The organism is Nocardia sp. NPDC005825 (genome assembly GCF_040630175.1).
Classification (GTDB): domain Bacteria; phylum Actinomycetota; class Actinomycetes; order Mycobacteriales; family Mycobacteriaceae; genus Nocardia.
Map to the genome: position 1 here is coordinate 246,414 of NZ_JBEXXC010000007.1, position 13,172 is coordinate 259,585.

A 13,172-nucleotide genomic window follows, 5' to 3' on the forward strand; every position below is an offset into this window, starting at 1 on the left:
TTGTCTACGCCGTTCCCGCTCGGGCCCGCACAGATCGGGCTCTGGTACGCCCAGCTGCTGGCTCCCGAGGTGCCTCTCAACCTGGTCCAGTACATCGATCTCGAAGGCGACCTCGACGTCGACCTGCTGATGCGCGTGGTCGAGGACGGCGTCCCGATCTGGCGCTCGTCGCAGGTGCGTTTCACCGTCATCGACGGGCAGCCCCACCAGTACATCGACCCGACCGCGGGCCACAACACCAAGACCATGGATCTGCGCGGCGAGGCCGATCCCATTGCCGTGGCCCAGGAATGGATGCGCGCGCGGGTGGTCGAGCCGATCGACGTGCTCACCGGCGAGCTCTTCTCCCCGACCCTGATCCGGGTCGCCGACCAGCGCTGGTTCTGGTTCTTCGTCGGCCACCACATCGTGGGTGACGGCTACGCTGCCCTGAACACCATGCAGTGGACCGCCCGCCGCTACACCGCGCTGGCGCGCGGCCTGGAACCGGAGACGGTGAAGGTCGGCACGCTGCGCGAACTGGTCGAGTCCGAGCTGGCCTACCGCGAGAGCAGCCGGTTCCGCACCGACCGTGAGCACTGGCTGGAGCGCACCGCGGGCCTGGACGGCACCATCTCGATCAAGGGCCGCACCGCGCCCGCCCGCTCGGACAACGTCCGGGTCGGCATGGTGCTGCCCGACGAGCTGCTGCGCCGCGCCGAAGCGTGTGGCGCGCAGCATGATTCGGGCCTGGCCGGCGTGGTGATCGCCGCTTTCGGCGCGTACGTGGCCCGGCTCACCGGTCAGGACGAGGCGGTGCTGAGCCTGCCGGTCACCGCCCGCACCACCGCGGTCATGCGCCGCTCCACGGGCATGCTGTCCAATATCGTGCCGATGCGCATGGCGGCCGGTCCGGACACCACCTGGGCGGAGCTGCTGACCGCGGCGCGGTTGGAGGTCTCGGGCGCGCTGCGCCACCAGCGCTACCGGCACGAGGACATCCGCCGCGACGCCGCCGAGCGGCAGGGCGCGCCGGCCTCGCGCGAGCTGTACGGCCCGATGGTCAACATCATGCTGTTCCATCCGCAGCTGGACTTCGGCGACATCCACGGGCGACTGAACCTGCTGTCCACCAGCCCGGTCGAGGACATGAGCCTCAACCTCTTCTACGGCGAGAACGACCGGGTGCGCCTCGATTTCGAGGTCAACCCGAACCTGTACACCGAGGACGAGACCCGCCGCCACGTCGAGCGTTTCGTGGCGTTCCTCGACCGGCTGGTGGCGCTGGACCCGGCCGCCCCGCTGTCGTCGGTGCAGGTCACCACCGAGCGTGAGCGCGAGACGGTGCTGCGCGAGTGGAACGACACCGCGTTCGCGGTGGACCCCGAGCTGACCCTGGTGTCGATGTTCGAGGCGCAGGCCGCCCGGACCCCCGAGTCCACGGCCGTGCGTTTCGGCGGCGAGCCTGCCTGCGATCTCACCTATGCCGAGTTCGCCGCCCGCGTGAATCGGCTTGCCCGCTACCTGATCTCGCGCGGCATCGGCCCGGAGTCGCTGGTGGCGTTGCACCTGCGCCGTTCGCCGGAGCTGCTGGTCGCGGTGTACGCCGTGCAGGCCGCCGGTGGCGCGTACGTGCCGCTGGATCCCGATCACCCGGCCGATCGCATCGCGCACATCCTGGACACCGCCGCGCCGGCGCTGGTGCTGACCACCGCCGCCGATCGTCCCGAGACCGCGACCGCCGTCCTGGATATCGCGGAGCTGACCGAGGCCGCGCTGGCCGGATTCTCCGCCGCGCCGCTGACCGACGGCGACCGGCTGTCCCCGCTGCGCCCGGCGAACACCGCCTACGTCATCTTCACCTCGGGTTCCACCGGCCGCCCCAAGGGCGTGGCGGTGAGCCACCGCTCCATCGTCAACCGCATGGTCTGGATGCGCGAGACCTTCGACCTGAGCGCGTCCGACGTCATGCTCCAGAAGACGCCGATGACCTTCGACGTCTCGGTCCCGGAGCTGTTCTTCGCCTTGCAGATCGGCGCGACCCTGGTGCTGGCCGCGCCGGACGGTCACCGCGATCCCGCCTACCTGCGCTGGGTGATCGCCGAATTCGGCGTCACCGTGGTGCATTTCGTGCCGTCGATGATGGACCCGTTCGTGGCCGAGTTGGAGGCCGCCGCGGCCGCGGGTGAGCCGCCGCTGCGCGTGCGCCAGCTGTTCGCCTCGGGCGAGGCGCTGCCGGGCCCGATCGCGCACCGGCTGCGCGCGCTGACCGGCGAGCCGCCGCTCCACAATCTCTACGGCCCCACCGAAGCTGCGGTCGAGGTCACCTCGCACGAGGCGACCGCCGCGGACACCATCGCCGTGCCGATCGGCGCGCCGGTGTTCAATACCCGGCTGTACGTGCTCGACGCACGCCTGCGGCCGGTTCCGCCGGGGACTCCGGGTGAGCTGTATCTGTCGGGGGTTCAGCTCGCCCGGGGTTACCTGGCCCGTCCGGGTCTGACGGCGGAGCGTTTCGTCGCCGACCCGTTCGCCCAGGGTGGGTCCGGGGGCGGCGATACCGGTGAACTCATGTACCGCACCGGCGATCTGGTCTATTGGACCGACAACGGTGAGATCGAGTACCTGGGCCGCACCGACTTCCAGGTGAAGGTGCGCGGCCTGCGTATCGAGCTGGGCGAGATCGAGACCGTGCTCGGCGATGTCGAGGGCGTGTCCCGCGCGGTGGTGATCGTGCGCGACGATCAGCTGGTCGGCTACGTGGTCGCGACCGACGCGGTGGACGCGATCAAGCTCAAGGCCGCGGCCGCGCGGGCGCTGCCCGCCTACATGGTGCCGAGCGCGTTCGTGCTGCTGGAGGCGTTGCCGGTCAATGCTTCCGGCAAGCTGGACCGGGCCGCGCTGCCGGATCCGGTCCGGGTCGCGGTGGTGCACGAGGCGCCGGTGACGGTGACCGAGCGGGCCGTGGCCGCCATGTTCGCCGAGGTGCTGGGCACCGACCAGGTCGGCCGCACCGACGACTTCTTCGCCCTGGGCGGCAACAGCCTGATCGCCACCCAGGTGGCGTCGAGGCTGAACGCCGAGCTGGGCTGCCACCTCACGGTGCGCGAGATGTTCTCCGCCACCGGCGTGGCCGAGCTGGCCGCTGCCATCGATGCCCAGTTCGTGGACGCCGACGCCGAGTCCGGCAGCGCGGTCGCCCTGGTGCGCCGCGATCGGCCGGAGGCGCTGCCGCTGTCCCCGGCGCAGCAGCGCATCTGGTTCCTGAACCGTTTCGACACCGCGAGCGCCGGCTACAACATGCCGTTCGTGGTGCGCCTGCGCGGCGAGGCCGATCCGGAGGTCATGCGGGCCGCGCTGGCCGACGTGCTGGGCCGCCACGAGGTGCTGCGGACCGTGTTCCCGACCACCGCAGCGGGTTTCGCGACGCAGCAGGTGCTGCCGGTCGCGGTGGCGACCGAGCCGGTGGCGCAGGAGTCCTGTGACGCCGACGAACTGGACGCCCGCCTGAGGAGCTTCGCCGCCCAGGGTTTCGACCTGGAGCGCGAGATCCCGTTCCGTGCACGACTGTTCACCGTTACCGGCGCCGTCGCTTCCGATTGCGGACTGGGCGGTCCGGTCCTGGTTGACGCCACGGACCTCGACGTCCCCGAGTACGCGGTCGCCATCGTGCTGCACCACATCGCCGCCGACGGCCTCTCGCTGCCCATCCTGGCCCGCGACCTGATCACCGCCTACCTGGCCCGCACCGGCGGCCAGGCGCCCGCCTGGGAGCCGCTCGCGGTGCAGTACGCCGATTACACGCTGTGGCAGCGGGATCGGCTCGGCGCGGCCGACGACCCGGAGTCGCTGCTCTCGCGGCAGCTGGACTTCTGGCGCGGCACCCTGTCGGGCGCGCCGGACGTGCTCGAGCTCCCGGCCGACCGTCCCCGTCCCGCCGTCGCCACCGGCCGCGGCGGCAAGCTCGACGTCGAGCTCACCGCGGAGTTGCACGCCGCCATTTCGGAAACGGCTCGGGCCGAGGGCATTTCGACCTTCATGCTGATGCACACCGCGCTGGCGGTGCTGCTGTCCCGGCTTTCCGGCGAATCGGACATCGTCATCGGCACCCCGGTCGGCGGACGCGGCGCGCGCGAACTCGACGACCTGATCGGCATGTTCGTCAACACGCTGCCGCTGCGCACCGAGATCGACGGCGAGCTCAGCTTCCGCGACCTCGCGCACCGGGTCCGCGACATCGATCTTGCCGCGTTCGCGCACGCAGACGTCCCTTTCGAGCAGCTCGTCGAGACCCTGAATCCGGTGCGCTCGGCGGCCCGGCATCCGCTGTTCCAGGTGGCCCTGTCGTTCACCGCCGCCGGAGACATCAGTCTCGAACTGCCCGGGTTGCTTGCCACGACGAGTACCCTGGACACCGAGGTGACCAAATTCGACCTGTCGGTCGCGGTCACCGAAAGCTTCGCCGGTGCCGGTCCCGGGGAAGGTCCGGCACCGGCGGGGATCCACGCGGAGTTCGAATTCGCGGTGGATCTTTACGATCCCGCCACCATCGAGGTCTTCGCGCGCCGCTATGTGCGCCTGCTCGAGGCGATCACCGCCGATCCGGCAGTGGTCGTGAACGCGCTGCCGCTGCTGTCCGAGGCCGAATACACCGATCTGACAACCCGTTCCGGCGGGGCCGTGGACGCGGTCCGCCTGCTGCCGGAGATCATGGCTGCGGCCGTGGCGTCGGCCCCGGACCGGGTCGCCCTGATCGAGCGCGATGTCCAGTTCACCTACACCGAACTGGACGCCCTCTCGAATCGCTTGGCGCGCCTGCTGATCGAGCGCGGCCTGGGCCCGGAGCAGCTGGTGGCCGTGAGCCTGCCGCGCTCGATCGAGTACATCGTCGCCGTGTGGGCCATCGCCAAGACCGGCGCCGCCTGGGTGCCGGTGGACCCCGCCTTCCCGGCCGACCGCATCGAGTACATCGTGCGCGATGCGGGCGCGGTGCTCGGCCTGACCGTGGCGCCGGTGCGCGCCGCGCTGCCGGACACGCTGCCCTGGCTGCTGCTCGACGACGCCGAATTCACCAGCGCCCGCACGGCCTTCCCGGCCGATCCGATCACCGACGCCGACCGCGCGCGGCCGCTGCGTGCCGCGAATGTCGTGTACTCCATCTACACCTCCGGTTCGACCGGTCTGCCCAAGGGCGTCGTGGTCACCCACACGGGCCTGGCGGGTCTGTCCGAGGCGCAGTACGAGCGCTTCCGCGGTTCCGCCGACGCGCGGGTGCTGCACGTGACCAGCTCCTCGTTCGACGTCTCGATCGGCGAGCTGCTGCTGGCCCTGCGGTCGGCCGCCACCCTGGTGGTCGCCCCGACCGGCGCGCACATCGGCGACGAGCTGGCGGAAGTCATTCGGGCGCACGGGGTCACCCACGTCTTCATGACGCCCTCGGGCGCCAGCACCATCGATCCGTCCGACGTCCCCACCCTGCGCCACGTCGCGGTCGGCGGCGAGGCGCTGTCGCCGGAGATGGTGCGGCGCTGGGCCGAGGCCGGACGCGACATGATCAACGCCTACGGCCCCACCGAGGCCACCGTGGTCGTGAACATCACCGGCGCGCTGGCGGCGGGCGAGACCGTCACCATCGGCCACCTGGTGCCGGGTGCGCGCGAGTGGATCCTGGACCAGCGGCTGCGGCCGGTGCCGGTCGGCGCGATCGGCGAGCTGTACCTGGGCGGCCTGCCGGTCACCCGCGGCTACCGCAATCGCGCGGAGCTCACCGTGAGCCGGTTCGTGGCCTGCCCGTGGGCGCCCGGTGAACGCATGTACCGCACCGGCGACCTGGTGCGCTGGACCGCGGACGGCCAGGTGGAGTACCTGGGCCGCAACGACTCCCAGGTGAAGCTGCGCGGATTCCGCATCGAGCTCGGCGAGATCGAGGCCGCGCTGGCGGCGCTGCCGCAGGTGCGCCGGGCCGTGGTGGTCCTGCACCACGACGCGTCGCGCGGCGACCAGCTGGTGGCCTACCTGGTGCCGGCGCCCGGCGGTGTGGAGGTCGCCGAGATCAGGACCGCGCTGGCGGAACGCCTGACCGCGTACATGATTCCCGCGGCCTTCATGGTGCTCGACGCCATGCCGATGACCGTCAACGGCAAGCTCGACTACCGCGCGCTGCCCGCCCCGATCTTCGCGGCCCGCGAATTCCGCGCTCCCGCAACGCCGATCGAACTGCTCGTTGCCGAGGTCTTCGCCGAGGTGCTGGGTCTGGCCCCGGCCGCCGACGCGACCCCGGTGGACGCGGCGCTGGCCACCGCGGTGGCCGCGGTCGCCGTGGACGCGGCTCCGTCCTCGAACAACGCTCCGGTGCACCTGGATTCGGCCGTCGAGGCCGACGCGCCCGCCGCCGGTGTCGGCGCGGACGACGACTTCTTCGAGCTCGGCGGCAACTCGCTGATCGCCACCCAGGTGGTGGCCCGCCTCGGCGCGGCCCTGGACACCACCGTCCCGGTGCGCCTGCTGTTCGAGGCGTCCAGCGTCGCCGAGCTGGCGGCCCGGCTGGCCGATCTGGCCGGTACCGGCGGTCGCGCGCCGCTGGTGGCGGGGGAGCGGCCCGAGGTGGTGCCGCTGTCCTACGCGCAGCAGCGCATGTGGTTCCTGAATCGCTTCGACAACAGCTCGATCGCCGACAACCTGGTCGCGGCCATCCGCCTGGACGGCCCGCTGGCCGCGGACGCGCTGGCCGCCGCGGTCACCGATGTGGTGGCGCGGCACGAGACGCTGCGCACCGTGTACCCGGCCGTGGACGGCGTGGGCCGTCAGCTGGTGCTGGAGGTCGAGAACTCCGGTGTCGCGCTGGCGGTCGAGCAGATCGCCGCCGCCGACCTCGAGACCCGGATCTTCGAGCTGGCCGTGCTGCCGTTCGCGGTGGACGAGCAGGCTCCGGCCCGGCTCACCCTGCTGCGGGTGGCGCCCGAGACCCACGTGCTGGTGCTCGCCGTGCACCACATCGCCGCCGACGGCTGGTCCATCGCGCCGCTGACCCGGGATCTCATGCTGGCCTACGCGTCCCGCAGCGCGGGCGCGGCCCCGGCGTGGACGCCGCTGCCGGTCCAGTACGCCGACTACACGCTGTGGCAGCGTGACCTGCTCGGCGCCGAGGACGACCCGGAATCCCTGCTGGCGGACCAGGTTCGCTTCTGGCGCGCCGAATTGTCCGGTCAGCCCGACACTCTGGAGCTGCCCGGCGACCGGCCGCGCCCGGCCGTGGCGACCCGCCACGGCGCCCAGTACCGCTTCGCAGTCTCCGCCGAGCGGCATGCCCGCCTGCGCGAGCTGGCCGAGGGCGATCGCGCCACCCTGTTCATGGCGCTGCACGCGGCCTACGCCACGCTGCTGGCGAAACTGTCCGGCAGCGCGGACATCTCGATCGGCTCGGTGGTCGCCGGGCGCGGCGAGCAGGCGCTCGACGACCTGGTCGGCATGTTCGTCAACACCCTGGTGCTGCGCACCGAGGTGGCCCCCGACCGTTCGTTCCGGGAGCTGCTGGCCCAGGTGCGCGAGACCGATCTGCGCGCCTTCGCGCACGCGGACGTCCCGTTCGAGCGCCTGGTCGAGGTGCTCAGCCCGATGCGCTCGCAGGCCCGCCACCCGTTGTTCCAGGTGGCCCTGGATCTGCAGAACACCACGCAGACCAGCCTCGAGCTGAACGGCCTGACCGCTTCGCGGGTGGAGCTGGACCCGGGCATCGCCAAGTTCGATCTGCAGCTGTCGCTGGTCGAGGACCGCGCGGCGGGCGGGCTGGACGCCGTGTTCACCTACGCCACCGACATTTTCGACGAGGCCACCGTCGCGGCCTTCGCCCGTCGCCTGGACGTGGTGCTGGACGCGGTCACCGCCACCCCGGACCGCCCGGTCGGCGATATCGACCTGCTCACCGACGCCGAGCGCGCCCAGGTGCTGACCGGCTGGAACGACACCGCCCACGACATCCGTTCGGCGCTGCCGGTGGGCCCGTGGGGCGAGGCCACCCCCGCGACCCTGGTCGCCCTGTTCGAGTCGCGCGCTCTGACCTGCCCGAACGCCCCGGCCGTCGAATTCGACCACGCCGATACCTCCCAACCGGCTACGACTCTGTCCTACGGCGAGTTCGCCGGCCGCGTGCACCGCCTGGCCCGCAAGCTGATCGAGTGCGGCGTCGGCCCGGAATCCCGGGTGGCGCTGGCGATCCGCCGCTCGCACGACCTGCTGGTCGGCATGTACGCGATCCTGGCCGCCGGCGGCGCGTACGTCCCGGTCGACCCGGATCAGCCCGAGCAGCGCACCGACTATGTGCTGGACGCGGCGGGCCCGGTGCTCGTGCTGACCACCGCCCGCGACGGTTTCACCACCGCGCGCGACCTCCCGGTGCTGGCCGTCGACACCCTCGATCTGGCCGGCTACGCCGCGACCCCGCTCACCGACGCCGATCGTCTCGCGCCGCTGCGGGAGTCGAACGCCTGCTACGTCATCTTCACCTCCGGTTCCACCGGCCGCCCCAAGGGCGTGGCGGTGTCGCACGCCGCCGTGGTGAACCGCCTGGTGTGGGGTCAGGACCGCTACCGGCTGACCGCCGACGACGTGGTGCTGCAGAAGACCCCCTTCACCTTCGACGTGTCGGTGTGGGAGTTCTTCTGGCCCTTGCAGATCGGCGCCAAGCTGGTCGTGGCCGCGCCCGACGGTCACCGCGACCCGAAGTACCTGGCCGAGTTGATCATTCGCGCGGGCATCACCCACGCGCACTTCGTGCCGTCCATGATGGCGGTCTTCGTGACCGAGCCGGCCGCGGCGAACTGCACCGGCCTGCGCCAGGTGTTCGCCTCCGGTGAGGGCCTGCCCGTCGGCACGGCCGCCAAGCTGCGCGAGCTGACCGGCGCGCGCCTGCACAACCTGTACGGCCCGACCGAGGCCGCGGTCGAGGTGACCCATCACGAGGTGATCGACACCGACTCGGCGTTCGTGCCCATGGGCCGCCCGGTGTGGAACACCCAGACCTATGTGCTCGACGGCCGCCTGAACCCGGTCGCGCCGGGTGTCGCCGGTGAGCTGTATCTCGCGGGCGATCAGCTGGCCCGCGGCTACCTGGGCCGTCCGGACCTGTCCGCGGATCGCTTCGTGGCCAACCCCTTCGGGAGCGGCGCGCGTATGTACCGCACCGGCGACCTGGTCACCTGGAACGCCGACGGCGAGCTGATCTACCTGGGCCGCACCGACTTCCAGGTGAAGCTGCGCGGTCTGCGCATCGAGCTGGGCGAGATCGAGGCCGCGCTGCTGGCGCAGCCGGGTGTGAACCAGGCGGTCGTGCTGGTCCGTTCGGACCCGCACGCGGGCGATCAGCTGGCGGGCTACCTGCGACGCGAGCCGGGCCACGCCATCGACCTGGACGCGGTCAAGGCGGCGCTGGTCGGCCTGTTGCCCGCGTACATGATTCCGGCCGCGTTCGTGGTGCTCGACGAGTTCCCGGTCAATGCCTCCGGCAAGCTGGATCGCGCGGCGCTGCCCGCCCCGGTCTTCGAGACCGCGGCCTACCGCGCGCCCGAGACCGTGGCCGAGGACGTCGTCGCCGGGGTCTTCGCGGACCTGCTCGGCGTCGACCGGATCGGCGCGAACGACGACTTCTTCGCGCTCGGCGGCAGCTCGCTGCTGGCCGCCCGCGTGGTGGCCCGGGTCGGCGCGGCGCTGGACGCCGAACTGTCGGTGCGTGACCTGTTCGACGCCCCGAGCGTCGCCGGTCTGGCCGCGGTCGCCGAATCACGTTCGGGCAGTGGCACACTGGTGCCGCTGACCGCGCGCCCGCGCCCCGCGCTGGTGCCGCTGTCGGACGCGCAGCGCCGCATGTGGTTCCTCAACCGCTATCACGCCGACGCGACCGGGGTCGGCCCCGGCGCGGCGGCGGACAACATCCCCATGGTGCTGCGGGTGACCGGCCCGCTGGCCGCGGCCGCCCTGCACGCCGCGCTGCGGGATGTGGTGGCCCGCCACGAGACCCTGCGCACCGTCTACCCCGACGGGCCGGACGGTCCCGTGCAGCGGGTGCTGGCCGAGGGCGACGCCCGCCTGGTCACCGCCCCGATCTCCGCGGACGAACTGACCGCCCGGGTGGCCGAGGTCGTCGCCCGCCCGTTCGACCTGACCACCGAAACCCCGGTGCGCGCGGCCGTTTTCAGCCTGTCGCCCACCGATCACGTGCTGGTGCTGGTGGTGCACCACATCAGCTCGGACGGTTTCTCGATGGGCCCGCTGGCCGCGGACTTCATGACCGCGTACCAGGCCCACCGCGCCGGTGTGGCGCCCGCCTGGGCCCCGTTGCCGGTGCAGTACGCCGACTACACCCTGTGGCAGGCCGAGCGCCGCGGTGACGAGACCGACCCGGCCTCGCTCGCGCACCGGCAGCTGGCGTTCTGGCAGCAGCGCCTGTCCGGGCTGCCCGAGCAGCTGGAGCTGCCCGCGGACCGCCCGCGTCCGGCGGTGGCCTCGCTGCGCGGCGGCACCCACCGCATGAGCGTGGACGCCGAATTGCACAGCGGCCTGGTCGATCTGGCGCGCGCCCACGACACCACCCTGTTCAGCACCGTGCACGCGGCGCTGGCCGTGCTGCTGGCCCGGATCTCGGGCAGCACCGACATCGCGATCGGCACCCCGGTCGCGGGCCGCGGCGAGCAGCAGCTCGACGCCCTGGTCGGCATGTTCGTCAACACCCTGGTGCTGCGCAGCGAGATCGACCCGCGCGCCGGCTTCGGCACCGTGCTGAACGCGGTGCGCGCCGACGACATCGCGGCCCTCTCGCATGCCGAGGTGCCCTTCGAGCGCCTGGTCGAGGTGCTGTCCCCGGCCCGCTCGCAGGCCCGCCACCCGCTGTTCCAGGTGGCGCTGACCTTCCACAACTACGCGCTGCCCGCGGTGGAGCTGCCGGAACTGACGGTGCGCCCGGAGGCCTTGGACGCCGGGGTGTCGAAGTTCGATCTCCAGTTCACCGTGCTCGAGCAGCACGGCCCGGACGGCCGCCCGAATGGCATGGACATCGAGATCAGCTACGCCAGTGAGCTGTTCGACGCCGACACCATCGCCGCCCTGGCCGGTCGCTTCGACCGGGTGCTGGCGTCGGTGGCCGCCGACGACACCGTGGTGGTCGGCGACATCCCGCTGCTGACCATCGAGGAGAGCGCCCGCGTCCTCCACGAGTGGGCCGGCACCGGACCCGACATCGCCGAATTCACCACGCTGGCAGACCGTTTCGCCACCGCGGCGGCCATCGACCCGGCCGCCCCGGCGGTGCGCTCCGGCGACGTCACGCTCAGCTACGCCGAGCTCGACGCCCGCTCCAACCGCCTGGCCCGCTGCCTGATCGCCGCCGGCGTCGGACCGGAATCCCTGGTGGCCGTGGCCCTGCCGCGCACCGAGGACCTGGCGGTGGCGCTGCTGGCCGTGATCAAGTCGGGCGGCGGCTACCTGCCGATCGACCCCAACTACCCGGCCGACCGCATCGAGTACGTGATCGACGACGCCCGCCCGGTGTGCGCGATCAGCAGCGGCGCGGCCCAGCTGCCCGCCGGCTGGTTCGGCGGCCCGGTGGTTTGCCTCGACACCATCGACCTGGACGGCTACGACGCCGCCCCGGTCACCGACCGCGACCGGCGCGCCCCGCTGCGCCCGGCCGACACCGCCTACGTCATCTACACCTCGGGCTCCACCGGCCGCCCCAAGGGCGTGGTGATCCCGCACCGCAATGTGATCCGGCTGTTCGACAATGCCCAGGGCCACTACGGTTTCGGGCCCGCCGACGTGTGGACCATGTTCCACTCCTACGCCTTCGACTTCTCGGTGTGGGAGCTGTGGGGCGCGCTGCTGTACGGCGGCAGCGTGGTGGTGGTCGACTACTTCACCTCGCGGTCGCCGCAGCAGTTCCGGGAACTGCTGTCCACCGCGGGCGTGACCGTGCTCAACCAGACCCCGTCGGCCTTCTACCAGCTGATCACCGCCGACGCCGAGAGCGACTCCGAGCTCGCGCTGCGCTACGTGATCTTCGGCGGCGAAGCGCTGGAGCCGCAGCGGCTTTCGGGCTGGTTCGCCCGGCACCCGCAGGGCCCGGCCCTGATCAACATGTACGGCATCACCGAGACCACGGTGCACGTGTCCTACCGCCCGATCACCCCGGACACCGGTTCGGCCAGCGTGATCGGCGGCGCGCTGCCGGGTCTGACCGTGCGCGTGCTGGATTCGCGGCTGCGCCCGGTCCCGGTCGGCGTCCCCGGCGAGATCTACGTCTCCGGCGGTCAGCTGGCACGCGGCTACCTGAACCGCCCGGCGCTCACCTCGGGCCGCTTCGTGGCCGATCCGTACGGCGCTCCCGGCGAATCCGCCTACCGCACCGGCGATCTGGCGCGCTGGACCGCCACCGGCGACCTCGAGTACCTGGGCCGCATCGACCAGCAGGTGAACCTGCACGGCTTCCGCGTGGAGCTGGGCGAGATCGAGGCGGCGCTGCTGCTGGATCCGGCGGTGCGCGAGGCCGCGGTCATCGTGCGCCACGACGAGGCCGCCGAGGTCTCCCGCATCATCGGCTACGTGGTGCCTGCGGCCGGATCCGTGGTGTCCACCACCGACCTGCGCACCGCCCTCGCCCGGGAACTGCCCGAGCACATGGTCCCCGCCGCCGTGGTGGTCGTGGACCGGATCCCGTTGACCGTCAACGGCAAACTGGATCGCGCGGCGCTGCCCGCTCCGGTCTTCGAGGGCACCGAGTACCGCCAGCCCGCCACCGTGGCCGAGGAACTCATCGCCAATGTGTACGCGGACCTGCTGGGCATCGAGCGGGTCGGCGCGGACGACGACTTCTTCACCCTGGGCGGCAGCTCGCTGCTCGCGGCCAAGGCGGTCGCCCGCATCGGCGCGCTGTTCGACACCACCGTCGGCGTGCGCGCGCTGTTCGAGGCCCCGACCGTGGCGGCGCTGGCCGCGCGGGTGCAGGCCGAGGCCGACGGCCCGAAGCGGCCGGTGCTGGCCGCGGGCGCCCGTCCCGAGCACCTGCCGCTCTCGCCCGCCCAGCAGCGCATGTGGTTCCTGAACCGCTTCGACCGCTCGTCGACGGCCTACAACATCCCGGTGGCGCTGCGCCTGACCGGCGAGCTGGACGCCCCGGCGCTGGAGGCCGCGTTCGCGGCGGTGATCGA

The 13,172-nt window shown here is 72.1% G+C and carries 1 protein-coding gene (only partly in view); it reads left to right on the top strand.

Translation table 11 applies throughout. The annotated features are described in order from the left end of the window. Positions 1-13,172 carry the 5' portion of a non-ribosomal peptide synthase/polyketide synthase gene (locus tag ABZ382_RS21085; RefSeq protein WP_357091186.1) on the top strand. The gene runs 4,828 nt beyond the window's last position, so only the first 13,172 of its 18,000 coding nucleotides appear in the window; the start codon lies at positions 1-3; the stop codon falls past the right edge of the window.